Annotated in this window: 18 protein-coding genes and 1 riboswitch; of the genes, 16 read left to right on the forward strand and 2 right to left on the reverse strand. The window is 71.7% G+C overall.

The window, feature by feature from the left end; translation table 11 throughout:
• Nucleotides 1–4 precede the first annotated feature (4 nt).
• From J5X07_RS04590 to J5X07_RS04600, 3 genes are all read left to right on the forward strand, one after another.
• On the forward strand, nt 5–571 hold the full coding sequence (locus J5X07_RS04590) for a GNAT family N-acetyltransferase (protein ID WP_208478864.1): 567 nt from the start codon (nt 5–7) through the stop codon (nt 569–571).
• A 571-nt stretch (nt 572–1,142) separates the two neighbouring features.
• Entirely contained in the window at nt 1,143–4,739 is a 3,597-nt protein-coding gene (gene dnaE / locus J5X07_RS04595; RefSeq protein WP_124933626.1) for a DNA polymerase III subunit alpha, read from the forward strand.
• Between the two features lie 199 nt (nt 4,740–4,938).
• Nucleotides 4,939–6,903 (forward strand): BCCT family transporter, encoded by a 1,965-nt coding sequence (locus tag J5X07_RS04600; RefSeq protein WP_208478832.1) that lies wholly within the window; start codon nt 4,939–4,941, stop codon nt 6,901–6,903.
• Nucleotides 6,904–7,040: 137 nt separating this feature from the next.
• Here J5X07_RS04600 and J5X07_RS04605 read toward each other — a convergent pair whose 3' ends face one another.
• A complete protein-coding gene (locus J5X07_RS04605; protein ID WP_124933628.1) occupies nt 7,041–7,289 on the reverse strand; it encodes an RNA-binding S4 domain-containing protein in 249 nt (82 codons plus the stop codon).
• 210 nt (nt 7,290–7,499) lie between these two features.
• Here J5X07_RS04605 and J5X07_RS04610 point away from each other — a divergent pair, with 210 nt between their 5' ends.
• The 13 genes from J5X07_RS04610 to J5X07_RS04670 all read left to right on the forward strand — a co-directional run bounded on the left by J5X07_RS04610 (nt 7,500) and on the right by J5X07_RS04670 (nt 24,541).
• The gene (locus tag J5X07_RS04610; protein WP_424924085.1) at nt 7,500–10,112 is read left to right on the forward strand and encodes a right-handed parallel beta-helix repeat-containing protein; all 2,613 of its coding nucleotides are present in this window, start codon (nt 7,500–7,502) and stop codon (nt 10,110–10,112) included.
• A gap of 16 nt (nt 10,113–10,128) precedes the next feature.
• Nucleotides 10,129–10,503: a hypothetical protein gene (locus tag J5X07_RS04615; RefSeq protein ID WP_208478834.1), complete on the forward strand. Its 375-nt coding sequence runs from the start codon at nt 10,129–10,131 to the stop codon at nt 10,501–10,503.
• A gap of 151 nt (nt 10,504–10,654) precedes the next feature.
• Nucleotides 10,655–10,739, forward strand: a riboswitch (SAM riboswitch).
• Between the two features lie 7 nt (nt 10,740–10,746).
• A complete protein-coding gene (locus tag J5X07_RS04620) occupies nt 10,747–11,853 on the forward strand; it encodes a methylenetetrahydrofolate reductase (RefSeq protein WP_244925027.1) in 1,107 nt (368 codons plus the stop codon).
• Entirely contained in the window at nt 11,850–14,237 is a 2,388-nt protein-coding gene (metE, locus tag J5X07_RS04625) for a 5-methyltetrahydropteroyltriglutamate--homocysteine S-methyltransferase (protein WP_124933632.1), read from the forward strand. Before J5X07_RS04620 ends, metE begins: the two co-directional genes overlap by 4 nt.
• 157 nt (nt 14,238–14,394) lie before the next feature.
• On the forward strand, nt 14,395–14,583 hold the full coding sequence (locus tag J5X07_RS04630) for a hypothetical protein (protein ID WP_208478835.1): 189 nt from the start codon (nt 14,395–14,397) through the stop codon (nt 14,581–14,583).
• The gene (locus J5X07_RS04635; RefSeq protein WP_208478836.1) at nt 14,567–15,280 is read left to right on the forward strand and encodes a hypothetical protein; all 714 of its coding nucleotides are present in this window, start codon (nt 14,567–14,569) and stop codon (nt 15,278–15,280) included. The genes J5X07_RS04630 and J5X07_RS04635 overlap by 17 nt, the downstream gene beginning before the upstream one ends.
• A 120-nt stretch (nt 15,281–15,400) precedes the next feature.
• A complete protein-coding gene (hisD, locus tag J5X07_RS04640; protein ID WP_208478837.1) occupies nt 15,401–16,744 on the forward strand; it encodes a histidinol dehydrogenase in 1,344 nt (447 codons plus the stop codon).
• A gap of 348 nt (nt 16,745–17,092) precedes the next feature.
• A complete protein-coding gene (locus J5X07_RS04645; protein ID WP_124933636.1) occupies nt 17,093–17,338 on the forward strand; it encodes a hypothetical protein in 246 nt (81 codons plus the stop codon).
• A gap of 131 nt (nt 17,339–17,469) precedes the next feature.
• A complete protein-coding gene (locus tag J5X07_RS04650; protein WP_243896476.1) occupies nt 17,470–18,972 on the forward strand; it encodes a glycosyltransferase in 1,503 nt (500 codons plus the stop codon).
• Nucleotides 18,969–19,685, forward strand: a complete 717-nt coding sequence (locus tag J5X07_RS04655; protein WP_208478838.1) for a hypothetical protein — start codon at nt 18,969–18,971, stop codon at nt 19,683–19,685. The genes J5X07_RS04650 and J5X07_RS04655 overlap by 4 nt, the downstream gene beginning before the upstream one ends.
• Nucleotides 19,686–19,839: 154 nt before the next feature.
• Complete coding sequence (wecB, locus tag J5X07_RS04660) at nt 19,840–21,051, forward strand: non-hydrolyzing UDP-N-acetylglucosamine 2-epimerase (protein WP_243896465.1); 1,212 nt, start codon at nt 19,840–19,842, stop codon at nt 21,049–21,051.
• Nucleotides 21,048–23,018, forward strand: coding sequence for a DUF2334 domain-containing protein (locus tag J5X07_RS04665; protein WP_208478839.1), 1,971 nt, complete (start codon nt 21,048–21,050; stop codon nt 23,016–23,018). Before wecB ends, J5X07_RS04665 begins: the two co-directional genes overlap by 4 nt.
• Complete coding sequence (locus J5X07_RS04670; protein WP_243896466.1) at nt 23,018–24,541, forward strand: arabinogalactan endo-1,4-beta-galactosidase; 1,524 nt, start codon at nt 23,018–23,020, stop codon at nt 24,539–24,541. Before J5X07_RS04665 ends, J5X07_RS04670 begins: the two co-directional genes overlap by 1 nt.
• A gap of 83 nt (nt 24,542–24,624) precedes the next feature.
• Here the strand turns inward: J5X07_RS04670 and J5X07_RS04675 are convergent, their stop codons facing one another.
• Entirely contained in the window at nt 24,625–25,050 is a 426-nt protein-coding gene (locus tag J5X07_RS04675; protein ID WP_208478840.1) for a carboxymuconolactone decarboxylase family protein, read from the reverse strand.
• Nucleotides 25,051–25,207 lie beyond the last annotated feature (157 nt).

Genomic DNA, 25,207 nt, shown 5'->3' on the forward strand with positions numbered 1-25,207 from the left:
GACGATGCCAGCGACCCCGGCCCCATCCGAGTCCGGCAGCGGCCCCGCGCTGCGGATCGCGCCCGCCCGCCAGGTGGTCGGGCCCATCTCCTTCGAGACCGCCCGGGGCGATGAGTCCTCGGCCCGGACCGAGGCGGTGCGCCGGGGCACGGCCGATGTCCGCCTGGAGGTCTTCGTCATCGAGCAGCAGGTGCCCCTCATCCTGGAGATCGACGCCAAGGACGACGAGGCCACCACCGTGCACGTCCTGGCCCGCGGGGCCGACGGAACCCCGCTGGCCGCGGGCCGCCTGCTCATCGAGCCCGACCACCCCGGCCAGGTGCACCTGGGCCGCCTGGCGGTGCGCCTGGCCGCGCGGGGCACGGGGCTGGGCGCACGCATGGTGGCCGCCATCGAGCAGGCCGCCCTGGACATCCGGGGGGAGGGCGTCGCCGTCGTCCTGTCGGCCCAGGAGCAGGCCATGGGCTTCTACGAGCGCTGCGGCTACCGCCCCGTCACCGGTGAGAGCTACATGGACGCCGGGATCCCCCACCAGGACATGGCCCGCACCCTCAGCCGCGGGGCCCGCTAGGCGCCCTTCCCCGGGGGCGGACGGGGGCCTGGTGCGCTTCCTGGTCCGGGGTGCGGGTCGGGATGCCCTGCGGGCCGGCACACTGGTGCGCCGGGAGGGCCACGCGCTCCAGGAGGGTCGCGTGTCACCGGGAGGGCGGTGGGGCCGCAGGTTGGGCGTCGTTTCGCGGAAAGAGCGTCACTTCGCGACGTGGACGACACTTACAAGGTACGTTCATTCCGCGAAGTGACGCCTCTGTCGCGAAGTGGCGCCTTCGTCGCGCAGTCTCGCCCCATCGCATCGCAGCCCACCACCAGCCCTGGCCCGCCGCCGGCCCACACTCATCACCCTCCCGGTTGACGACCTTCCAGGGAGGCACAGCCAGCGGCCCGACCCTCAGGACGGCCTTACGCCACCAGGTGAACAGGCATGTCACGGCGGTGGTGCCGGAGCCGGGCAGGGATGTGCCCGGGGACGATCGGCGTCATGCCGGGCAATGGCGGGCAGGCGCCCGACGCCCGCGTGACGGGTCGCACCCCTGCTCCGCGGCCCGCCTGGCAGGCCCGGCCGGAGGGAGTCCTAGGATTCCCCCATGGGGCACACGAGCAGCGATGAGGCAGGGCAGGGTACGGCCGCCAGGGACGACTTCGTCCACCTCCACGTCCACACCGACTACTCCATGCTCGATGGCGCGGGCAAGATCAAGGACTACGTGGCCGAGGCCAAGCGCCTGGGCCAGCCCGCCCTGGCCATCACCGACCACGGCTACATGTTCGGGGCCTACGAGTTCTACTCCGCGGCCAGGGCCGCCGGCATCAAGCCGATCATCGGGGTCGAGGCCTACATGACCCCCGGCACCTCCCGCCTGGACAAGACCCGCGTGTTCTGGGGCGATGAGTCCCAGCGCAGCGACGATGTCTCGGCCCGCGGCTCCTACACCCACATGACCCTGCTCTCGCGCAACGACGAGGGCCTGCACAACCTCATGCGCATGGACTCCCTGGCCTCCCTGGAGGGCCAGTGGGGCAAGGCCCCGCGCATGGATCGCGAGCTGCTGGGCCGCTACGCCTCCGGCCTCATCGGCACCACCGGCTGCCCCTCCTCGGAGGTCCAGACGCGCCTGCGACTGGGGCAGTGGGACGAGGCCCTGCGCTGCGCCGGGGAGCTCCAGGACATCTTCGGGCGCGACTTCTTCTACGTCGAGCTCATGGACCACGGCCTGGAGATCGAGCGGCGCGTGACCAAGGACCTGCTGCGCCTGGCCGAGACGATCGGCGCTCCCCTGCTGGCCACCAACGACTCCCACTACGTGCGCCCCGAGGATCACGAGGTCCAGGACGCCATGCTGTGCATCAACTCCGGCTCGGTCCTGTCCGACCCCGACCGCTTCAAGTTCGACGGCAACACCTACTACCTGCGCCCGGGCCGCGAGATGCGCCAGCTCTTCTCCGAGATGCCCGGTGCCTGCGACAACACCCTCCTGGTGGCCGAGCAGTGCGAGGTGCAGTTCAAGACCGTCGACGAGGGCGCCTCCTTCATGCCCGTCTTCCCCGTGCCCGAGGGGGAGACCATGGAGTCCTGGTTCGTCAAGGAGTGCTGGCGGGGCATGGAGCGCCGCTTCAACGGCTCCATCCCCGAGGACTGCCGCAAGCAGGCCGAGTACGAGATCAGCGTCATCGTCCAGATGGGCTTCCCCGGGTACTTCCTGGTGGTGGCCGACTACATCAACTGGGCCAAGGCCCAGGGCATCCGCGTGGGGCCGGGCCGTGGCTCGGGGCCCGGATCCATGGTGGCCTACGCCATGGGCATCACCGAGCTCAACCCCCTCAACCACGGGCTCATCTTCGAGCGCTTCCTCAACCCCGAGCGCATCTCCATGCCCGATATCGACGTCGACTTCGATGAGCGCCGGCGCGATGAGGTCATCGGCTACGTCCGCGACAAGTACGGGGCCGACCGCACCAGCCAGGTGGTCACCTACGGCGTCATCAAGGCCAAGCAGTCCCTCAAGGACTCCAGCCGCGTGCTGGGCTACCCCTACGCGGTGGGCGACCGCCTCACCAAGGCCATGCCCCCCACCATCATGGGCAAGGACATCACCATCAAGGGGATGTTCAACCCCGAGGACAAGCGCTACGGGGAGGCCGAGGAGTTCCGCAAGCTCCACTCCGAGGACGCCGACGCCCAGCGCATCGTGGACCTGGCCAAGGGCCTGGAGGGCATGACCCGCCAGTGGGGCGTGCACGCCTGCGCGGTCATCATGTCCTCCGACCCGCTCATCGACATCATCCCCATGATGCAGCGCCTCCAGGACGGGGCGGTCATCACCCAGTTCGACTACCCCACCTGCGAGCACCTGGGGCTGCTCAAGATGGACTTCCTGGGGCTGCGCAACCTCACCGTCATCTCCGATGCGCTGGACAACATCGTGGCCAACGGCAAGCCCGCCCTGGACATCGACCACATCGAGCTCGATGACGCGGCCACCTATGAGATGCTCTCGCGCGGGGAGACCCTGGGGGTCTTCCAGCTCGACGGCGGCGGCATGCGCACCCTGCTGCGGCTGATGAAGCCCGACAACTTCGAGGACATCTCCGCTGTCTCGGCCCTCTACCGGCCCGGCCCCATGGGCGCGGACTCCCACACCAACTACGCCCTGCGCAAGAACGGCCAGCAGGAGATCGTCCCCATCCACCCCGAGCTCCAGGAGGCCCTGGAGCCCATCCTGGGCACCACGCACGGCCTCATCGTCTACCAGGAGCAGGTGATGAAGATCGCCCAGGAGCTCGCCGGCTTCTCCATGGGCAGCGCGGACAAGCTGCGCAAGGCCATGGGCAAGAAGAAGCCCGAGATCCTGGCCAAGGAGTACGTGGGCTTCCGCAAGGGGATGCGGGACAACGGCTTCTCCGAGGAGTCCATCAAGGCCCTGTGGGACGTGGTGGTGCCCTTCTCGGCCTACGCCTTCAACAAGGCCCACTCCGCGGCCTACGGCGTGGTCTCCTACTGGACGGCCTTCCTCAAGTGCCACTACCCCACCGAGTACATGGCCGCGGTCCTGACCTCCATGGGGGACAACAAGGACAAGATGGCCATCTACCTGGGCGAGTGCCGCCGCATGGGCATCACGGTGCTGCCCCCCGACGTCAACACCTCGGCGGTGCGCTTCTCCGCCGTCGGCGAGGACATCCGCTTCGGCATGGCGGCGGTGCGCAATGTGGGCGTCAACGTCGTGGAGGCCATCATCGCCGCCCGTGAGGACAAGGGGGAGTTCACCAGCTTCGAGGACTTCCTGGACAAGGTGCCCGCGGTGGTGTGCAACAAGCGCACCATCGACTCCCTCATCAAGGCCGGGGCCTTCGACTCCCTGGGCTACTCCCGGCGCGCCCTGCAGGCCTGCCACGAGGACTTCGTCGACGAGGTCATCGGGGTCAAGCGCAACGAGGCCGCGGGCCAGTTCGACCTGTTCGGCTCCCTGCTCGACGGCGAGGCGGGCGCCGATGCCTTCGCCTCAGGACCGGTCTTCTCCTCCGAGGTGCCCTCCCTGCCCGAGTGGGACAAGAAGGACAAGCTCGCCTACGAGCGCGACATGCTCGGCCTCTACATCTCCGACCACCCCCTCATGGGGCTGGAGGGCCTCCTGGGCAAGCTCGCCGACCGGGAGATCTCCGAGCTGCACGAGGACGACAAGCTGCCCGACGGCGCCATGGTCACCATCGCCGGCCTCATCACCTCCCTGACCCGCAAGACCACCAAGCAGGGGAACCTGTGGGCCATCGCCCAGGTCGAGGACCTGGCCGGGAGCGTGGAGGTCCTGTTCTTCCCGCAGACCTACCAGACGGTCTCGACCATGCTGGCCCCCGACACCGTGGTCACGGTGCGCGGGCGCCTCAACCGCCGGGACGGGCAGACCGCCGTCTACGCCCAGGAGATGACCATCCCGGACGTCTCCAGCGCCACGAACGAGGCGGTATCGATCACACTTCCCACGAACCGGTGCACCGGGCCGCTGGTGGAGCGGTTCAAGGATGTGCTCCAGCGCCACCCGGGGACCTCGCCGGTGCGCCTGACGCTGACCAGCCCGGGCCGCGAGGTCCGCACCCAGCTGGGGGCTTCCCTGCGAGTCCAGGCATCGGCCGCCTTCTACTCCGATATCAAGACGCTCCTGGGGCCAGGCTGCCTGCGCCGCTGACAGGGGCGCGGGCGGCGCGGGGGAGCGGCCCCGGCCAGGCTCGCCCGATCAGGATTCCGCTGGTGATCGGGGGCACAGTTTCGGGCTCCGGTGGCGGGCAGGAGTCCCCATCCCGCAGGAGCCCTCCATCACGACTTGGTATCGTGCCCGGTGCCCTTGGGCAGCCAGGTGCTGCCGAGTCTATGAGGAATGCTCCGACATGAGTGCCGAACCACCCAAGACCACCACACCTGCCAAGACACCCGACACGACCGCATCGCACAACCCGCCCGCGCCGGCCGCGGCCCCGGAGAGCACAGCGGCGGCCTTCGAGACCTCACCGGTCTCGGTCCACCGGCGTCAGCGGCACATGATCGACCGGTTGCGGACCTCCCTGACCCGCCAGACCCCCCAGACCCGCGAGGGGATGGATCCGGTGGTCTTCGGCGTGGCCAGCATCCTGACCATCGGCTTCGTCGTCTGGGGCTTCCTGGACGCCGGCAGCCTGGGCCGGCTGTCATCGGCGGCCCTGGACGGGACTATCCGCAACTTCGGCTGGCTGTTCGTCGTCTCGGCGAGCTTCTTCGTCATCTTCGTCGTCTTCATCGCCAGCTCCCGCTTCGGGCGGATCCCGCTGGGGGGCGACGCCGAGGAGCCGGAGTTCCGCACCAGCTCGTGGATCTCGATGATGTTCGCCACCGGGATGGGGATCGGTCTCATCTTCTACGGGGTGGGCGAGCCGCTGTGGTTCTACATGTCCCCGCCTCCCGGGACGGTTGACGCCCAGACCGCGGAGGCGGCCAGCACCGCCATGGGCACCGCCCTGTTCCACTGGACGATCTACCCCTGGGCCATGTACGCCCTGGTGGGCCTCGGCATGGCCTACTCCACCTACCGCCTGGGCCGCTCCCAGTTGTTCTCCGCGATGTTCACCTCGCTGTTCGGGCGGGCGGCCATCGACGGCGTCGGGGGGCGGATCATCAACATCCTGGCCATCGTGGCCACGCTGTTCGGCTCGGCCTGCTCCCTGGGCCTGGGCGCCCTGCAGATCGGGGGCGGGATGGCGGCTGCCAACCTGGTGGACAGGATCGGCTCCGGGCTCCTGGTGGGCATCATCGCCGTCCTGACCGCCTGCTTCGTGGCCTCGGCCATCTCGGGGATCGAGCGCGGCATCCAGTGGCTGTCCAATATCAACATGGTCCTGGCCGTGCTGCTGGCCGTCATCGTCTTCGTGGGCGGCCCCACGCTGTTCATCCTCAACATCATCCCCTCGGCCGTGGGGGAGTTCATCTCCGAGCTCCCCGAGATGGCCTCGCGCACCTCCGCGGTCGGGGACGAGGACATGGCGTCCTGGCTGGCCTCCTGGACCGTCTTCTACTGGGCCTGGTGGATCTCGTGGACCCCCTTCGTGGGGATGTTCATCGCCCGCATCTCGCGTGGCCGCACGGTGCGCCAGTTCGTCACCGGGGTCATGTTCGTCCCCTCGGTGGTCTCCCTGGCGTGGTTCGCCATCTTCGGCGGCGGCGCCATCGGCCTGCAGGAGCGGGCCGAGCGCGCCAACGACACGGTGGGGATGCTGGTCCACCAGACCAGCGAGGGCCCTGATCTGGACTTCAACACCATCCTCTTCCAGTTGCTGGACGCCGTGCCGGTCCCCAAGGTGGTGCTCTTCATCCTCATGGCCCTGGCCGTCGTGCTGGTCGCGATCTTCTTCGTCACGGGCGCCGACTCGGCCTCCATCGTCATGGGCGGGCTCTCGGAGAACGGGGCCGCCGAGCCCAGCCGCTTCACCGTGGTCTTCTGGGGGGTGGCCACCGGGGCCGTCTCGGCGGCGATGCTCCTGGCCGGCGGCGACGACCCCGCCGAGGTGCTCACCGGGGTGCGCAATATCACCATCGTCTCGGCGCTGCCCTTCGTCGTGGTCATGCTGCTGCTGTGCGTGTCGATCTACAAGGACCTCAGCAACGACCCCTTGCTGCTGCGCCACCAGCTGGCCAGCCAGGTCCTGGTGGACTCGGTGACCACCGCCACCGAGGTGCATGAGGGCGCCGAGAGCATCGGCCTGCACACCAGCCCCATCGCGAGCCCGTCCGAGGCCGGGGACGACGACGCCGATCCGGACGATACGGCCGACTGGGAGGGCGCCGGGGCGTCCCCGGGCCCCGGGGCCCGCGACGGCGCCTGAGCGGGCTTGATCACCCCGGCGCCGGCGCGGGCGGCCTTGAGGCCCCGCGCCGGCGCCGGGGTCACTCGCGTCCTGGGGCCTTGGGCCCAGGGCGCCTTGCCCGACCGATTGCTCCCGTGTGCTGCGCTGCGCCGGGATCAGGCGTCGTCGGCGACGATCTCGACCACGGCGGTCACGACGGCGCCGGGGAGCTCGACGCTGACCGCATCGGCGTCCTCCAGGTGGTGGCCGCGTCGGGTCTCCACCCGGCCGTTGACGCGCACGTCCCCGGACTGGATGGCGATGCGGGCCTCGCCCCCGTCCTCCACGAGGCCGGCGAGCTTGAGGAACTGCCCGAGTTTGATCTTTCCGCGAACGGGGATGGCGGGCGGGGTGGTCTGTGTCATGCGGGGATCATCCCAGAGATCGGTGGGGGAGTCCGAGGCGTCCGCGGGCACAGGCGTTCCTGGCAGATGATCGTTACCTGAAAGCCCTCAAAGCGAGGACTATGCCTACGCTGTGGGCGAAGGGGAGATGTGTCCATGGTGATTTCATCACGATAGGGTAACTGCGTCCGACGACATGAGGAGACCACAATGCGTCGATTCGTCGCCCAGATGGCGGTTCTTGTCCTAGGCCTGACGGTGCCTTTCCTGGTGGTACCGCAGGCATCAGCAGCTCCTGGAGGAAGCACGATCCACGTCTCCGCGTCCAGCGGATCGGATGCGGGTGATGGGTCCGCCGCCAGGCCCTACCAGACCATTTCCACTGCCATCGATGCCGCTTCCACTGGCGACACCATTGAATTGGCGGATGGGACCTACCGCGAGGGCGAGCTGAGCGTTGGCAAGGGCCTGACGATCCGTGCCGCCCAGGGCGCCACCCCGGTGATTTCTGGGGCCAAGGTTCCAGAAACCTGGACCAATGCTGGAAACGGGACCTGGTCGACCGGCCACGACATGGTCCGCTTCTGCACGGTGTGCACGACGAATGCCGATCCTGAGGCCGAGGGCATGGCCGCCCACCCCGAGCAGGTCTTCGTCGACGGCAAGCCGCTGACCCAGGTGGCCAGCCGCGCGGAGGTCACCGCCTCCACCTTCTACGTCGACGACCCCGACCCGGTGACCCTCAAGGAGGCGGGCAACAACCGCGCCGGCTACAACGTCAAGCCCCACACCGGCACCTCCTACGTCATCGGCGTCGACCCCGCTCAGCACGAGGTCGAGGTCGTCCAGCACCACCGGGCCCTGTCCGCCACAGCGGACAACGTGACCCTCTCGGGGCTGGTGGTGGAGAAGTACTCCGCGGTCCAGCGCTGGGACTACGACGATCCTGAGATCGGGACCCTCTCGGGTGGCGGCATGGTGGTCGCCTCCGGGGGCAACCTGCGCATCGAGGGCTCCACCTTCCGCTACTCCTCCTCCGCCGGAGCGGTGCAGGTCATCGACGCCACCGACGCCGTCGTCACCGGGAACCGCTTCGAGGAGAACGGCTCCAACGGGTTCGGGATCAACAACTCCACGGGTGTGACCGTGGAGCGCAACCTGTGGCGCTCCAACAACACCGCCGATCACATCACCACCGGCTGCGGGGCCTACTGCACGCTGGCGGACACCAAGATCACCCACGCTGACGGCGTGCGCTTCGCCTTCAACACCGTGGACTACTCGGACGCCGGCTACGACATCTCCGAGCCCGCCGTCTACGCGGACCAGCGCGGTGCCGGCGTGTGGTTCGACGAGGGCGTCATCAACTCCGAGATCGTCGGCAACTACTTCGTCAACACCCCGGTGGCCATGTTCAACGAGGTCTCCTCCAACAACCTCATCGCCTCCAATATCGTTGAGGGCGCGGGCGTGGGCATCCACGTCTCGGGGTCTGACAAGACCAGGATCTGGAACAACACCATCTCCCACGCCCTGACCAGTGTGATGATCCAGGAGGACAGCCGCTCCGATGGCTGCAACGCACGGCGTGCCGACGGCAGCTGCGCCCAGCTCCAGCCCTGGAGTGCCGAGCACGGCCTGTCATGGGACACCACCGAGACGGTGATCAGCAACAACATCTTCTCCTCGGAGCAGACCCAGATCAAGGAGGGCGACCCCTGGCGCTTCTCCGCCATGCTCCAGGTCACCGGAGGGGCCAACGACGACGGCTCGGGCGCCGTGTACGCCAACGACATGATCTCGGCCATCGACCACAACGTGTACTACCGGGCCCAGGACAACGGGAACCCCTCCACGACGGTGCTGTGGAACTGGGGCAAGGACCTGGGCACCCAGAGCGTCAACGCCCCCGAGCTGTCCGAGTTCTCCTCCAGCCCGCACGTGACCGTCTCGGGCAAGGAGGCCAACGGCCTGGACCAGCGCGGCACGCGGGCGGAGAACCCCTTCTTCGTCAAGGAGTCCGCCGACCCCACGGCGTGGAAGACCTCCGACTTCCACCTCAAGCCCGGCAGCCCTGCCTCCGGCACCGGACAGGCCCTGCCCGCGGACGTGGCCGGCGAGCTCGGCGTGACCGCCGGGGTCGCCGTGGACCGCGGGGCCCTGGTCAACGCGGCCTGGGACGGCGGCAACGACCAGGCCGGCGCGGGCACGCCCGTACCGCCCCAGAACAAGCCGGAGGGCGACCCGAACCCCGCTCCGGGCCGGCCCAGCTCCGTCGACCCCGCCGCCGAGCAGGCCGCCGAGCAGGAGCCCGCTGCTGGAGCCCCCGCCGAGCAGGCGGCCGCTGAGGCGCCGGCCGCGCAGGACGGAGCCGCTGAGGCGCCGGCGGCGCAGGGCGGAGCCGCTGAGGCGCCGGCGGCGCAGGGCGGAGCCGGGAACGGTGATGTGGGCGAGTCGTCCCAGGCCGACTCCACCCAGGCCGACGCGGGCCAGGGCGGCACGGGGGCGACGGCTGGCGGTTCGGCCGCATCGGCCGGGGAGGCGGCCTCCAGCCGGTCCGGCGCCAAGGCCCGATCCGGCAGCACTGCCAATGGGCACGCCGCGGCTGCGGGCGTGACCATCGCCGCGGACTCGGTTCCCGGTGGTGTGGATGACCGCTCGCCCGCCGGGGCGGTGGCCGCCGCCGAGGCCCAGCCCGTGAGCGCCGGCTCCGCCGGCGACCGGGGCGGCTCCCTGGCCCGGGCCGGAGTGGTGGCGCCCGGCCTCATCATCCTCAGTGTCGCCGCGGTGGTGCTGGGCGCCGGTGCGCTGGTGGGCAGGCGCCGGATGAGCCGGGGCAGGTGAGAGGCGATGCCGGTTGATGCCGGTTGACGACCAGCCGGCGATCACCGTGGGTGCGCGCTACCCGGTCGGAGAGCGGATGATCCGCCTCTCGGACCGGGTGGCGCGCATCGTCATGCGCTGCCGCCCCGTCCTCATCGACACCGCGGCGCACCGGGAGGTCATCACCTACGGAGAGCTGAGCCAGGCCATCGACCGCAGTGTGCTGCCCCGCCACATGGGGCTGGTGCTGCACATGATCGGGCACGACTGCGAGGCCCGGGGCGAGCCGAGCCTGGCGGCCCTGGTGGTGAGCGCGGGCACGGGGGAGGTCGGGACCCCCGATGCCTCCTGGGCCCCGCCCGAGCGCCTGGCCTGCTGGGAGCACTGGGCCGCTGGCCCGCGGGGCGCCTGAGGCCCGCGCATCGGCGCGCGCCCGGGCCGCCAGCGCCCCTCCGCCGCTGCGCACCGGTCTGGCGCTGGGCACCCCGAGGATGCGCGGGGCGGGCAGCGGTCCGCTATGTGGAACGGCTCGCCGTGCTGCATGCCGGCCCCTTAGGGTGGGCCAACCATCCAGAGCGGCCGAGAGACCTGGCTCCCCGACGCCGCAGCAACCCGGAGGACGGGTGCTTCAGCCAGGATCGATGGAGAAGATCGCGTGACACACTCCGAAGACCCCCACCGGGCCGCCGGCGGACCCGCGCGCCCGACGGTCAGCCTCGAGCTCTTCCCACCTCGCCCCGGGAGGGCCGCCCCCGCCACCTGGAGCCGCATCGACAGCCTCCTGGCCACCGGCCCAGACTTCGTCTCGGTGACCTACCGGCCCGCCTTCGTCGCCGGGGCCGCCGAGCCCGGCCGGGGCCCCGCGGGGGTGCGCGTGGTCAACGAGCCCAATCCCGCCGAGCAGGTGGTCGAGCACATCCTGAGCACCAGCACGGTGCCGCTCATGGCCCACCTGACCTGCATCGGCTACCGCCGCAGCGACGTCGTCGAGATCGTCACCCACTTCCTGGGCATGGGAGTGCGCCGCTTCCTGGCCCTGCGCGGCGATCCGCCGCCGGGCGCCTCCCCCGACGACCTGGCCGGCGAGCTGCCCCACGCCGATGACCTCGTGCGCGTCATCCGGGAGGTCGAGGACGAGTACTTCGGCGATGGCCGGAGGCATGTGACCGTGGCCGTGGCCGCCTACCCCGTGACCACCGACCACGCCCTGGCCATCGAGGTGCTGGCCGCCAAGCAGGCCGCCGGGGCGGACCTGGCCATCACGCAGGTCTTCTACGAGGCCGAGGACTACGCCGCCCTGTGCCGGGCCGCCTCCTACGCGGGGGTGACCATGCCGATCCTGCCCGGCCTCATCCCCCTGACCGATCTGGGGCGCCTGACCCGCTTGGAGTCCCTCACCGGCGTGCCCGTCCCCGAGGGCCTGCGCGCCTCGCTGTCCTCGGCCCACGGCGCGGAGCTGGTGGGCCGGGGCCTGGACGCCACCCTGGAGCTGGCCACCGCCCTGCTCGAGGCGGGCGCCCCAGGACTGCACCTCTACACCTTCAACCGCACCCGCCCGGCCCTCGACGTCATCAGCCACCTGCGGCTGGGCGGGATCCTGTCCGGCTCGGCCCCCGACCCGCGCGTGCGCGAGGCCATCGAGCGCGGCTACCTCCAGGCCACCCCCGGCAGGGGGCCGTCCTTCCTCAGGGCGGCCCCCTGCGCCTCCGAGCCGGCCGCACCCGCGGGCCCGGCGCCCACCACCACCAAGGAGATCACATGAGCACCACCCCTCCCTCGTCGACCACGGCCGCGCCAGGGATGGCTGCCGAGATGACCTCACCGGCCGCGCCGCTGCCCAGCGCCACGATCCTGGGCTACCCGCGCATCGGGCGCGACCGCGAGCTCAAGCGCGCCCTGGAGCAGTACTGGAGGGGCGCCATCAGCGCCGAGGAGCTGGGCGGGGCCGCGGCCGGGGTGCGGGCGGCCACCCGCGAGCGCCTGACCGCCCTGGGCCTGGGCGAGTGCTCCTCCATCCCCGCCGACTTCACCCTCTACGACCAGGTCCTCCAGGTCACGGCCACCCTGGGCGCCGCTCCCGCGCGCTTCCGCGACCTGCTCGACGCCGAGGGCGCCCTCGACCTCGATGGCCACTTCACCCTGGCCCGCGGCCAGGGCAGCCGCCCGGCCCTGGAGATGACCAAGTGGCTGGACTCCAACTACCACTACCTCGTGCCCGAGATCGACGCCGCCACCCCCATCGGCTATGTCGACTCCTCCATCGCCGACCAGGTCGAGGAGGCGGCGGCCCAGGACGCCCAGGTGGTGCGCCCCGTCGTCGTGGGCCCCGTGAGCTACCTGCTCATGGCCAAGCCCTCCGACGAGGCCGCCGAGGGCTTCCACCCCCTGGATCGGCTGGGCGATGTGCTGCACGCCTACGGGCACCTCCTCATGGGCCTGCGCGCCGCAGGGGCCGCCTGGGTCCAGCTCGACGAGCCAGCCCTGGTCTCCGACTCCTGGGGCATCGAGCCCGACCGCGTCCTGGCGGCGGTGCGCGAGGCCTACAGCTGGCTGGGCGCCATCGTCGAGCGGCCCCAGATCCTCGTGGCCGGAACCTACGGATCCCTGGGCGAGGCCCTGCCCGTCCTGGGCGCCACCCCGATCGAGGCCGTGGCCCTGGACCTGGTGGCCGGTGGGCTGCCCCAGGCCGAGGCGCTGGCCGCGCTGGCGGGCAAGTCCGTGGTGGCCGGGGTGGTCTCGGGCCGCAACATCTGGCGCACCGACCTGGATGCGGCGCTGACCACCCTGGAGCGCCTGCGCGAGTCGCTGCCCGGGGGCACGCCCATCACCGTGGCCACCTCCACCTCCCTGCAGCACGTGCCCCACGACGTCGAGCGCGAGACCTCCATCGACCCGCAGCTGCGCTCCTGGCTGGCCTTCGCCGACCAGAAGGTGGGGGAGGTCCTCACCCTGGCGCGCGGCCTGGCCCAGGGCCGTGGGGCCATCAGCGCCGAGCTGGCCCGGGACGCCGAGCTGCGCGCCCAGCGCGCCGCCCACCCGGGGGTCAACCGGGCGCAGGTGCGCGACGCCGTCGCGGCCATCACCCCCGCCGACCGCACCCGCGCCCCCTACGCCGAGCGCCGCCGGGCCCAGGCCGAGCGCCTGGGGCTGCCCGAGCTGCCCACCACCACCATCGGCTCCTTCCCCCAGACCGCCGAGATCCGCAGGGCCCGCGCCGCCTGGCGCAGGGGGGAGATCGACGACGCCGCCTACGACGCCGCCATGCGCGCCGAGATCGCCAGCGTCGTGGCCCTCCAGGAGCGCATCGGCCTGGACGTCCTGGTCCACGGCGAGGCCGAGCGCAACGACATGGTCCAGTACTTCGCCGAGCTGCTGGACGGCTTCGTGACCACCGAGCACGGCTGGGTCCAGTCCTACGGCTCGCGCTGCACCCGCCCCTCCATCCTGTGGGGGGACGTGGCGCGCCCCGAGCCCATGACCGTGGCCTGGTCGGCCTACGCCCAGTCCCTGACCGACAAGCCCCTCAAGGGCATGCTCACCGGGCCGGTGACGATCATGGCCTGGTCCTTCGTGCGCGACGACCTGCCGCGCGCCCAGGTCGCCGACCAACTCGGCCTGGCCCTGCGCGCCGAGGTCGCCGACCTGGAGGCCGCCGGCATCGGCGTCATCCAGGTCGATGAGCCCGCCATCCGCGAGACCCTGCCCCTGCGCGCCGCCGATCGACCCGAGTACCTGGAGTGGTCGGTGGGCTCCTTCCGCCTGGCCACCGGCGGGGCCGCCCCTGCCACCCAGGTGCACACCCACCTGTGCTACTCGGAGTTCGACGTCGTCATCGATGCGGTGGACCACCTGGATGCGGACGTGACCTCCATCGAGGCCTCGCGCTCGCGCATGGACATCCTTCCGGCGGTGGCCGCCCACGGCTTCGAGCGCCAGCTGGGCCCGGGGGTGTGGGACATCCACTCCCCGCGCGTGCCCAGCCTGTCCGAGTGCACCGAGCTGCTCCAGCGGGCCGTGGACGCCCTGGGCGCCGCCACGGTGTGGGTCAACCCGGACTGCGGCCTGAAGACCCGGGCCTACGCCGAGACCGAGGAGAGCCTGGCCAACCTCGTGGGCGCCGCCCGCGCGGTGCGCGAGGGTCTGTGAGCCCTCTGGATCCCTGAGCGCCGGTTCTCGGCCCGGCTGCGCGCTGCGGCCACCTCATCGATCCCGGTCAGGTGGCCGCAGCGCCGTTCTCACGGCGCCCCCGGCGGGTAGACTGCGGTTCGCAGCACGGCGAGCATCGAAGGTGAAGGAGGCCCGCATGGTGAACGTCACCACTCTGACAGTCAAGGACATCGAGGAGCGCCGCGCCCGCATCCTCCAGACGGTGGAGTCCGAGGAGTTCAAGGAGCGCCAGGCCGAGGGGGCGCTCCTGGCGCGAGAGGAGCGCCTGCTGGAGGAGCTCGCCGATCTGGACTACCTCCAGTACGGCCATGTCAGCGCTCACTGAGCAGGCGGTGCAGTTCGCTGGGCAGGTGGAGGAGCTGCTTCGCAGCACCGTCTGCGCCACCCCTCCGGATCTGGACCTCCAGGAGAGGGAGTCAGAAGAGGGACTGGCGGTGGTCGTCAGGAGCTCCCCGAGCAGTCCGGCGCTTCTGACCGTCAAGTCCTCGCCGATCCTCAGGCTCGACGTCTCCTACAGGTTCCGCCTGGGGCGGGACCTGGGGCGCCTGCGGGTCGATTCGTCGAGCTTCCAGGTCTGGTCGATGGTACAAGGTCCCCCGCTCTTCCGGTACGACTACCTTGACTCGCCGAGATCACAGAAGGTCCCGCAGGCGCATGTCCAGGTCCACGCTCATCGTGACGAGCTCCTCCACGCCATGTACGTCTCCGATCGCTCGCGATCCACTCCGGCACGCAAGAAGAGGCTGGACCCTGCCGAGCCGCGCGGCCTGCACATGATCCACTTCCCCCTGGGCGGTGCCCGGTTCCGCCCGTGCCTGGAGGACGTCGTCGAGCTGGTGGTCAACGAGTTCGGGCTGGATACGCAGCCCGACTGGCAGGAGCGGGTCCGCGATGGGCGCGCGCAGTGGAGACGGGTCCAGCTCGCGGCAGCGGTGCGGGACGATCCCCAGACCGCCCGCCGGGCGCTGGACGGGCTGGGCGCCGAGGCTCCCACCGATGAGGAGCGTCTCGGGCGGATCTGAGGTCTGTCGGCCTCCCTCCCCACCGACTCCGATACTCGTCACCGAGCCCGGCGCTAGCGCCGTCGCCGGCGGCGGGCAGCGGGCTCGGTGCGTTGGGGCGCCAGACCGTAGGCTACGGGCATGCTCACCCACATAGATCTGCGCGAGGCCCACCTGGGTGCCCAGGAGCTGGCCCGGGTCCTGCCGCGCGCCGCCCTGGACGTCTCGGCCGCCCTGGAAGCGGTCCAGCCCGTCATCGACGATGTGCGCTCCCGGGGGGCCGCCGCCCTGCGCGATGCCGCCGAGCGCTTCGACGGCGTGCGCCCCGAGCACCTGCGCGTGCCCGCCGCGGCCATCGACCGCGCCCTGGAGGAGCTCGACCCCCAGGTGCGCCAGGCCCTGGAGACCTCCATCGCCCACAACCGGGCGGGGCACCGCGCCCAGATGCCGGTGGAGCGCAGCACCCGGGTGGTGCCCGGGGGGACCATCACCCAGCGCTGGATCCCGGTGCGCCGCGTGGGCCTCTACGTTCCCGGTGGCCTGGCGGTCTACCCCAGCTCGGTGGTGATGAACGCCGTGGCCGCCCAGGTGGCGGGGGTGGACCGGATCGCCCTGTCCAGCCCTCCCCAGGCCGAGCACGGGGGCCTGCCCCACCCCACGATCCTGGCCGCCTGCGGCCTGCTGGGCATCGAGGAGGTCTACGCCGTTGGAGGGGCCCAGGCCATCGCTATGCTCGCCTACGGCGCCGGCGCCCAGGACGAGGTGGATCGGGGCGACTGCGGGGGGCGGGTCCTGTGCGAGCCGGTGGATGTCATCACCGGGCCGGGGAACATCTATGTGGCCGCCGCCAAGCGGGCGGTGCTGGGCACGGTGGGCATCGATGCCGAGGCCGGCCCCACCGAGATCGCCATCCTGGCCGACGACGGCGCCAACGCCGAGTACGTGGCCGCCGACCTGCTGTCCCAGGCCGAGCACGACCCCAACGCCGGCAGTGTCCTCATCACCGACTCGCCCCGCCTGGCCGAGGCGGTGGATGAGGCCCTGGCGCGGCGCCTGGCGCTGACCCGGCACCGCCGGCGCGCCTCGACGGCGCTGAGCGGACCGCAGTCGGGGATCGTCCTGGTGCGCGATCTCGATCAGGGCGTGGAGGTCGCCGACGCCTATGCCGCCGAGCACCTGGAGATCCACACCGAGTGCGCTCCCGAGGTGGCCCGCCGCATCCGCAATGCCGGGGCCATCTTCGTGGGCCCCACCAGCCCGGTGCCCCTGGGGGACTACCTCGCCGGCTCCAACCACGTCCTGCCCACCGGCGGCACCGCGCGCTTCGCCTCGGGACTGTCGGTGATGGCCTTCCTCAAGGCCGTCCAGCTCATCGACTACGACGCCGAGGCGCTGGCCGGCCTGTCCCGGCCCCTGCGGGCCCTGGCCCACTGCGAGGACCTGCCCGCGCACAGCGAGGCCGTCGAGGCGAGGGGACGGCACTGAGGGGACCGAGCCCTCTTGTGGTTCTTGTCACTTCTTTCTTCCAAGCTCTGATCCGGGTCCTCCCCGTGCACTACCGTGGGTCCTCCACGGGCAGTGCCCGGGGAGGACCCGTTGCTGATGGGGTGTTGTGAGGGAGGCGCGAAGGCCGCGCCTCCCTTTATGTGTCTTCCCTCAAAGTTCCTGTGGAATCCTTGTGGCTCGACACAGTATCGGTGGCAGTTACCTGATCGTTATCTTGGGTTGCGACGCACGGTGCGTCGCGCTCGATCTTGAGTTCCCAATACCCCCACGGGCGCGACGCACCGCGGCGCCGACCATGCCCTCGCTCTTCCCGATGGACGGCTGCTCATGCACTACTCCCCGCTGGCCACAGGCACCGGACTTTTCATCCTGTGGCACGCCATCCCCCGCGACTCGCCCACCGGCCTCATCGCCCGCATCCTCATCGACGGCGCCGGCCTGGTCTTCCTGATGATCCTGGCCTGGGCCGTCCTGGCCAACCTCTACGGGGCCGTGCGCTGGAGCCTTCCGTGGCCCCGCCGTGCTGTGGGGCGCCACGGCTCCCTGACCGCCGGCCCCCACCGGGCGCGATGAGCGCGGCCCCGCTCTGGCTCGGCAGTGACTGGGCCCGCCAGGACAGCCTGGCGGCTCAAGGCGCTCCGGCCCCGTCCCAGCAGCCCGCCCTGACCATCGCCGACCAGCTCGGCTGGTGGGGCGCCCTGGCGATGATCGGCGTGGCACTGCTCTACGCCGCCTTCATGCTCCTCATCTCCCGTGGCGCCCCCAGGCGCCGGGGCCCGGTGGAGGACGGCTCGGCCCTGCTCATCGTCATCCTCATGCCCTGCCTCAACGAGGCCGAGGTCATCGGCGCCAGTGTGCGGCGCCTGACCTCCATCCCCGATCCGGGGATGCGCATCATGGTCATCGATGACGGCTCGGACGACGGCACCGCCGCCGCCGTGGAGGCCATCGAGGATCCCCGGGTCGAGGTCATGCGCCGGGTGCCGCCGCGGGCGCGCCTGGGCAAGGGCGAGGCCCTCAATGACGCCTTGGACCTGGTGCGGCGCAAGTGCGCCGGCTACCCCGACCGCAGGGTGATCATCGGCGTCATGGACGCCGACGGCAGGCTCGACCCCCATGCCATCGCCCAGGCCCGCACGGCCTTCTCCTCCTCCCAGGTGGGGGCGGTCCAGATGGGGGTGCGCATCAACAACCGCTTCCACTCCCTGCTGGCGCGCATGCAGGACATGGAGTTCGTGGTCTTCACCGAGGTCTTCCAGCGGGGCCGGCGCCGCCTGGGGAGCGTGGGCATGGGCGGCAACGCCCAGTTCGTGCGGCTCAGCGCCCTCAACGCCCTGGGGCCGCGGCCCTGGACCCGGTCCCTGACCGAGGACTTCGACCTGGGCATCCGGCTCAATGCCACCGCCTGGACCAATGAGTTCTGGCCCCACGCCTCGGTCCACCAGCAGGGGGTGACCAGCCTGCGGCGCCTGCTGCGCCAGCGCACCCGCTGGTTCCAGGGCAACCTCCAGGCCATCACCCTGCTGCGGCGGGTGGTGCGCGACCACCGCGGCTGGGGCCGGGCCGACACCCTGTGGCAGATCCTCACCCCCTACATGCTCCTGGCCGGCTCGCTCCTGACCCTGTCCTTCCTGCTGACACTCATCACCGCCCTGGTGGTCACTGCCCTGGGCTGGCGCCAGCCGTGGATCTGGGTCATCGGCGCCTACGCCGTCGCCTTCGGGCCGGGCCTCATCTACGGGCTCATCTACTGGCGCATCGAGCGATCCGAGGGCCTGGGGCTGCTCAAGGCGCTGGGCTACGCCCACCTGTTCGTCCTCTACGGGCTGCTGCCCAGCCTCTACGGCTGGCGGGCCCTGGCCAGGGCGGTCACGGGGCGCACCGGCTGGGCCAAGACCGCCCGTGAGGCCGAGCCCGCGGGGGAGCCCGAGCCCGCGGGGGAGCCCGAGCCCGCGGGGGAGCCCGGCCCCTCCCGCGCGCAGCCGGCGCCGGTGCGGCGAGCGGGACAGCGGCCGGAAGAGCGGCCGGAGCAGTGGCCGGCCGCCGTTCCGGGATCGAGTCGCGCGCCTGAGCGCTCGGCGGTGCGGGAGGCGCCGCCAGTGCAGGCGGGACCGGCTGACGGCGGGCGGATCGCCTACCTCAGGCCCGCTGCGGCGCGCGCCGTCAGGCCCCGGCCCGTGGCGAGCGTGGGGGAGGAGAGTGCATGAGCCGCCTGAGGCAGGCCCTCGGGCGCGCTCCGCGGCACGGCCGCTCACCCGGCCACGCCTCGCGCGCGCGGCGCATCGCCCTGATTGCCTGCGCCCTGGCCCTGGTGGTGGGCGTCACCGGATTCTGTCAAGTGAGGCAGTGGATGAGCGATGAGGAATGCGCCCAGTGGGCCATCGTCTTCGACGGCTACGGCGAGGCGGGCTGCCGGGACGGGCTGCTTCGCCTGGCGCCCAATGCGGCCGGCTCGGCGGATAGGACCCACGCGGGCCTGGCCACCTCCACCACTGCCGCGATCAGCCAGGGCGCCGTCCAGACGGTGAGCACCACCATGACCACCGTGCGCCAGCTGCGCGAGGACGGGGAGCCCAACACCTGGGAGGTGGCCTGGCTGCTGTGGAACTACACCGACAACCAGCACTTCTACGCCCTGGTCCTCAAGCCCAACGGCTGGGAGATCTCCAAGCAGGACCCCGCCTACCCCGGCAACCAGCGCTTCCTGGCCTCGGGCGATGCTCCGGCCTACCCGCCCGGGCCCGGCTACGAGGTCTCGGTGCGCATCGACACCACCGGCGAGCAGGTCTCCTTCACCGTCACCGTCGATGGCCAGGAGCTGGCCACGGTCACCGACTCCGAGACCCCTTACCACGCCGGCGCCGTGGCCGCCTACTGCGAGGATGCCGAGGTCACCTTCACCCCCGTGGAGCAGCGGTGATGGCGGCCCGATCCCGGCGTGCCGGCGTGCCCGGGGCCCGCACCCGTCCCGACCCGCCGCACCGGGCGGGGAGGGCCCCGCAGCCGCGGCGCCCGGTCCCCGCGGCCCGCAACAGTTCCCACCCACCCCTACCATCCCTTGACAAGGAGCACCGATGAACCCAACACCCCCCGTGCAGGCGATCACCCCGCACGGCCCCCTGCGGATCATGCTGGTCTACGGCACCAGGCCCGAGGCCATCAAGCTCGCCCCCCTGGTCTCGGCGATGCGCCGCGACGAGCGCTTCACCCCGATCGTCGTGGTCACCGGCCAGCACCGCGAGATGCTCGACCAGGTCCACGAGTTCTTCGGGATCACCGCCGATGAGGACCTCGACATCCATGCCCCCGGCCAGAGCCTGACCCAGATCACCACCCGCTGCCTGGAGGGCGTGGGGGCGGTCCTGGACATCCACCAGCCCGACGCCGTCGTCGTCCAGGGCGACACCACCTCGGCCTTCGCCGCGGCGCTGGCCGCCTTCTACCACGAGGTGCCCGTCCTCCACGTCGAGGCGGGCCTGCGCACCGGCGACCTGCTCTCCCCCTTCCCCGAGGAGGCCAACCGCAGGCTGGTCGGCCAGCTGGCGGCCCTGCACCTGTGCCCCACGCGGGTCAGCCGCGACAACCTCCTGGGGGAGAACGTCGACCCCTCCCGGGTGCAGGTCACCGGCAACACCGTGATCGACGCGCTGCTGGAGGCCGTCCAGCACCCCGTCGAGCTCGACCCAGTGCTGGCCCGGGCCCTGGAGGACGCCTCCCGGCGCGTCGTCCTGGTCACCGCCCACCGCCGCGAGTCCTGGGGCGGGCCCATGCGGGCCATCGGACGGGCCGTGGCCAGGCTCGCGGCCCTCCACCCCGACGTCCTGTTCGTCGTCCCGGCCCATCGCAACCCCCGGGTGCGCGAGGACCTGCTGCCCCAGATCGAGGGGGCGCCCAATGTCGTGTGGACCGACCCCCTGGAGTACGGGGCCTTCTGCACGGTGATGAACCGGGCCGACGTCGTCCTGACCGACTCCGGCGGCGTCCAGGAGGAGGCCCCCGCATTGTCCAAGCCGGTGCTGGTCATGCGGGAGAACACCGAGCGCCCCGAGGCCGTGGCCTTCGGCGTGGCCGAGCTGGTGGGCACCGATGAGGAGCGCATCGTCGCGCGCGTCTCCCAGCTGCTGACCGACACTGCCGCCTATGAGCAGATGGCCCACGCGGTCAACCCCTACGGGGACGGGCGGGCCTGCAGCCGCATCCTGGCGGCCGCAGCCGCCCTCTTCGGGCGCGGCGAGCCACTCCCCGCCTTCCAGCCGATCTCCTCCGCGATCAAGGACAACTCATGACCCACACCGCCTTCCACTCACCTGCCAGGCGCCGGGGGGCCGCCGCCCTCATGGCGCTGCTCCTGGGCACGACGATCACCGCGCTCGGCCCCGCCCAGGCCGCCCAGGCACCCCACTCCTCCCGGGCCGCGAACCCGGTGCGGGCCCAGGTGGCCGACCAGCACCCGGGCGCCGCCGCCCAACCGGGCCAGCCGGGCCAGGAGGGCGAGGCGCCCCTGCCGGCGCCGCCCGAGCCCGAGGCCGCCGCCCAGGGGGTCCTGCCCCTGGAGCTGGCCGGCGGGGAGCAGGTGGATCTCGATGCCCCCGTGCCCGCCGCCCAGGCCCAGCCCGCCCTGCGCGACCTGACCGTCGACCCCCCGCAGGTGCCGGCCAACGCGGTGGAGTTCTCCACCCCGGAGGCGGGCCCCGCCGACACCCTCGTCCTGTTCGACACCACCGGCCCCATGCCCAAGCTCGGGGAGTACTACGCCATGGCCATCGGCACGCTGGCCAGCCACTCCGGCACCGTCACCGCCCTGCCGGTCAAGGACTACCAGCCGGGGCTGGCCGGCAACTTCACCAACGTCGTCTACGTGGGCTCGACCTATGACGAGCCCCTGCCGCGCGGCTTCATCGACGACGTGCTCACCGGCAACATCCCCGTGATGTGGTCGGGCTTCAACATCTGGCAGCTCGCCGCCACCGACGCCGACCGCGCCGCCTTCTCCCAGCGCTACGGCTGGGATGCGGCCACCTCCTACATCGACTCCGAGGACCAGGTCACCCAGGTGACCTACAACGGCACCGCGCTCAAGCGCCACAAGCTCAACACCTCGGGGATCATCGCCCCCCACATCACCAGCCCCCAGGACGTCACCGTGCTGGGCCAGGCCCAGTGCTCCGGGGCCGACGGCGCCGCCAAGCAGTGCGCCCCCATCGCCCAGTCCGGCTCGACCTCCTTCCCCTGGGCGGTGGCCTCCTCGGGCCTGACCTTCGTCGGCGAGATCCCCCTGACCTACCTGGGCGAGCAGGACCGCTACATCGCGGCCGCCGACATCCTCCTGGACGTCCTCCAGCCCCACGCCGGCTCCTTCCGCCAGGCGGCCGTGCGCCTGGAGGACATCAGCCCCGAGAGCGACCCCGCCCAGCTCCAGGCGATCGTGGACTACCTCCACGGCGCGGGTGTTCCCTTCCAGATGGCGGTCGTGCCCATCTACTCCGACCCCACGGGCGTGGAGAACGAGGGCACCCCGCAGTACATGACCCTGGCCGACACCCCCGAGCTGGTCGCCGTGATCAAGGACGCCACCACCAAGGGCGGCACCATTGTCCAGCACGGCACCACCCACCAGTTCGGCTCCCTGAAGAACCCCTACAACGGGGTGTCCACCGATGACTTCGAGTTCATCCGCTCCTGGTGCTCCCAGGTCAATGACAACCAGTCCCCGCCCATCGACTGCCAGCCCAACTCCTGGGTGCAGATCGGCGGGGCCCTGGAGGGCACCGACCAGGCCTGGGCCCGCGAGCGCGTCGAGCAGGGCCGCCGGATCTTCACCGAGGTGGGCCTGCCCGAGCCGGCCGTCTTCGAGACGCCCCACTACTCGGCCACCCGCGAGGCCTACGCGGGCATGACCGAGGTCTACCCCGTGCGCTACGAGCGCGAGCTGCTCCACTCCGGCCTGTTCACCGGCACGCCGGGCGGACCGCACGACTACTACGGGCAGTTCTTCCCCTATGCGGTCAACGACCCCTACGGCACCCACATCCTGCCCGAGAACCTGGGCAACTACGAGCCCGAGGCCGCCAACCAGCACCCGCCGCGCCTGGCCGCCGACGTCGTGGACGCCGCCCGGGCCAACCTGGTCGGCACCCACGCCACGGCCAGCTTCTTCTTCCACCCCTACTACCCCTTGTCGGAGCTGCGCGCCATCGTCGAGGGCATCCAGGCCGAGGGCTACACCTTCGTGCCCGCCACCGAGCTGCGATGATGGCGGGCAGGAGGAAGGAGGGCCCCTCCCCGGACCGGGCCCCGGCGTCGGGACCGGTGGGCGCGGTGGATGGTGCGAGTAGGCGCACGGCCCTGGCACTGCTGGGGACGGGGGCACTGGCCGCGCCCGCGGTGACCGCCTGCGCCCAGCGCCCCTCAGGGCAGGTGACGGGCCCCACCACGAGCGTGACGCTGCGCTTCTCCGATGCCCAGGGAGCCGCGATGCCCCTGGAGGCGGTGCGCTCGCTGCAGTCCAATGCGGTGGGGGAGCACGGCTACGACGATGCGCTGCTCGACACCCAGACCCTGGAGCTGATCGGGCTGGGCCCGCTCTACCAGGCCGAGGACGGCAGCATCCGCGCCGATGTCCCGGTGGGACGCGCCTGCACCCTCAACCTGTCGTGGCCCACCAGCATGGGCTACTCGGCACTCATGGTGGACCTGCCCGGATCGGGGACGGTGGAGGTGATGGAGGCGGCGGCGCGCGGCCTCCATGAGCGCCAGGCGGATCAGGCGGCCGCGGACCAGGCGGCGGCCGTGAAGGTGGGCGCGGCCCGCCGGGCCACCGAGGCCGCGCTGGCGGCCTGCCAGGCCGCGGGCACGCCGGAGGAGCGCGGCAGGCAGGCCCACCAGGCCCTGGAGCTGGCGGCCACGGCCCAGCTGGACCTGGATCGGGCCCTCATCTCGGCCGCCCCGAAGGACAGCGTCCTGGGGGTGACCTTCACCCGGCCTCCCACGGCCCAGGAGATGCAGGGCCTGGCCCAGCGCCTGGGCGGTGCGGGCCGCTCCGCGGTGCGCATCGTCATCGACAATCCCGCCGATCCCGGGGTCATGGACTCCTGGAGGAGCGCGATCGGCGTCCTGCGGGCCCAGGGGGTGCAGATCGTGGGTCAGATCTGCGACTCCTACCAGATGGCCGATTTCGACGAGCCCTCCTGGGATGCGCGCGTGAGCGCCCTGCTGACCGCCCTGCCCGACCTGGAGGCCTGGGAGGTCGGCAACGAGCTGGGGGGAGGCTGGCTGGGGCCCAATGCGCTTCAGCGGATGGTGCGCGCCGCCCGGGCGGTGCGCGAGCGCACCGATGCCACGAGCCTGCTCACCCTCTACTACCAGCTCGGCCTGGACACGGCGGAGACCTCGGTGTTCAACATGGCGCGGCAGGTCAATGCCAGCGGCCTGGCGGGACTGGTCGATGTCGTCGGCCTGTCGGTCTACCCCCAGTGGCATCCCCTGGGCACGGCTGCCAACCGGGTGCTCACCACCCTGGCCGCGGCCTTCCCCCAGGCCCGCGTGGGGGTGACCGAGCTGGGCTATGGGGGCGCCAGGCTGGGAGGGCCGTGGTGGTTCGGCGACAAGGACGACCAGGCGGCGGGCCGTCGTGCGGTCATCGACCACGTCACCAGCGCGGCCCTGGGGCGCTCCGACGCCTGGGGGGCGCCCTTCTGGTGGTACTTCCTGGAGGATGAGGCCCCCGGGGACCCGGCCGGACCGGTCCAGGAGTCCCTGCCCAGGCTCGTCCAGTAGAACGGGGCCGCCGGGCCGGCCGCCCCGCGGCGGCCGGCCCGGCGCCTGGCGCTCGGCCGGTGAGTCCGCGGCCGGCCGCGGACTCACCGGCCGAGCGGATCCGCATCGCGCTGGTCGAAGACCTCGCGAGCTGCGAAGGTGGCGTTGAGCGCTTTGGGGAAGCCGCAGTAGACCGCGCTGTGGAGCAGGGCCTCGCAGATCTCCTCCCGGCTGATGCCGACGTTGAGCGCGGCGCCGATGTGGACCTTGAGCTGGGGCTCGCAGCCTCCCAGCGCGGTGAGGACTCCGAGCGTGACCAGCTGGCGGCTCCGGGCATCGAGGCCCGGCCGGTCGTAGATGTCACCGAAGGCGAAGGCTGCGATGTGGTGGCCCATGGCCGGGTTGATGCCCGCGAGGGAATCGATGACGGCCTTGCCCTGGTGGCCGTCGATCCGCGCCAGCACCTCCTGGCCGTGGCGGCGCCGCTCGAGGTTCTCCGGTGAGTCGATGTCATGCTGGGAAGCGGTCATGGGCGCGGTCCTCCTGCGTCGATGGCGATTCACGGGCCCGGTGGTGGCCGTCGATCCGCGAGGCTCGAGCCGATGCCACCGAGTCCCACGTCCCCGACGCTATACCCTCCAGGTGCCTCCGGGTGCGCCCGAGGGCGAGCCGGACTCCGCCAGCCCG

It is taken from the genome of Actinomyces bowdenii (assembly GCF_017592395.1).
GTDB classification, from domain to species: domain Bacteria; phylum Actinomycetota; class Actinomycetes; order Actinomycetales; family Actinomycetaceae; genus Actinomyces; species Actinomyces bowdenii.

Coding starts and splice junctions, on each gene's coding strand:
- J5X07_RS04590 (WP_208478864.1), top strand. CDS start 5: ATGCCAGCGACCCCGGCCCCATCCGAGTCCGGCAGCGGCCCCGCGCTG.
- dnaE (WP_124933626.1), top strand. CDS start 1,143: ATGGGGCACACGAGCAGCGATGAGGCAGGGCAGGGTACGGCCGCCAGG.
- J5X07_RS04600 (WP_208478832.1), top strand. CDS start 4,939: ATGAGTGCCGAACCACCCAAGACCACCACACCTGCCAAGACACCCGAC.
- J5X07_RS04605 (WP_124933628.1), bottom strand. CDS start 7,289: ATGACACAGACCACCCCGCCCGCCATCCCCGTTCGCGGAAAGATCAAA.
- J5X07_RS04610 (WP_424924085.1), top strand. CDS start 7,500: ATGGCGGTTCTTGTCCTAGGCCTGACGGTGCCTTTCCTGGTGGTACCG.
- J5X07_RS04615 (WP_208478834.1), top strand. CDS start 10,129: ATGCCGGTTGACGACCAGCCGGCGATCACCGTGGGTGCGCGCTACCCG.
- metE (WP_124933632.1), top strand. CDS start 11,850: ATGAGCACCACCCCTCCCTCGTCGACCACGGCCGCGCCAGGGATGGCT.
- J5X07_RS04630 (WP_208478835.1), top strand. CDS start 14,395: ATGGTGAACGTCACCACTCTGACAGTCAAGGACATCGAGGAGCGCCGC.
- J5X07_RS04635 (WP_208478836.1), top strand. CDS start 14,567: ATGTCAGCGCTCACTGAGCAGGCGGTGCAGTTCGCTGGGCAGGTGGAG.
- hisD (WP_208478837.1), top strand. CDS start 15,401: ATGCTCACCCACATAGATCTGCGCGAGGCCCACCTGGGTGCCCAGGAG.
- J5X07_RS04645 (WP_124933636.1), top strand. CDS start 17,093: ATGCACTACTCCCCGCTGGCCACAGGCACCGGACTTTTCATCCTGTGG.
- J5X07_RS04650 (WP_243896476.1), top strand. CDS start 17,470: ATGATCGGCGTGGCACTGCTCTACGCCGCCTTCATGCTCCTCATCTCC.
- J5X07_RS04655 (WP_208478838.1), top strand. CDS start 18,969: ATGAGCCGCCTGAGGCAGGCCCTCGGGCGCGCTCCGCGGCACGGCCGC.
- wecB (WP_243896465.1), top strand. CDS start 19,840: ATGAACCCAACACCCCCCGTGCAGGCGATCACCCCGCACGGCCCCCTG.
- J5X07_RS04665 (WP_208478839.1), top strand. CDS start 21,048: ATGACCCACACCGCCTTCCACTCACCTGCCAGGCGCCGGGGGGCCGCC.
- J5X07_RS04670 (WP_243896466.1), top strand. CDS start 23,018: ATGGCGGGCAGGAGGAAGGAGGGCCCCTCCCCGGACCGGGCCCCGGCG.
- J5X07_RS04675 (WP_208478840.1), bottom strand. CDS start 25,050: ATGACCGCTTCCCAGCATGACATCGACTCACCGGAGAACCTCGAGCGG.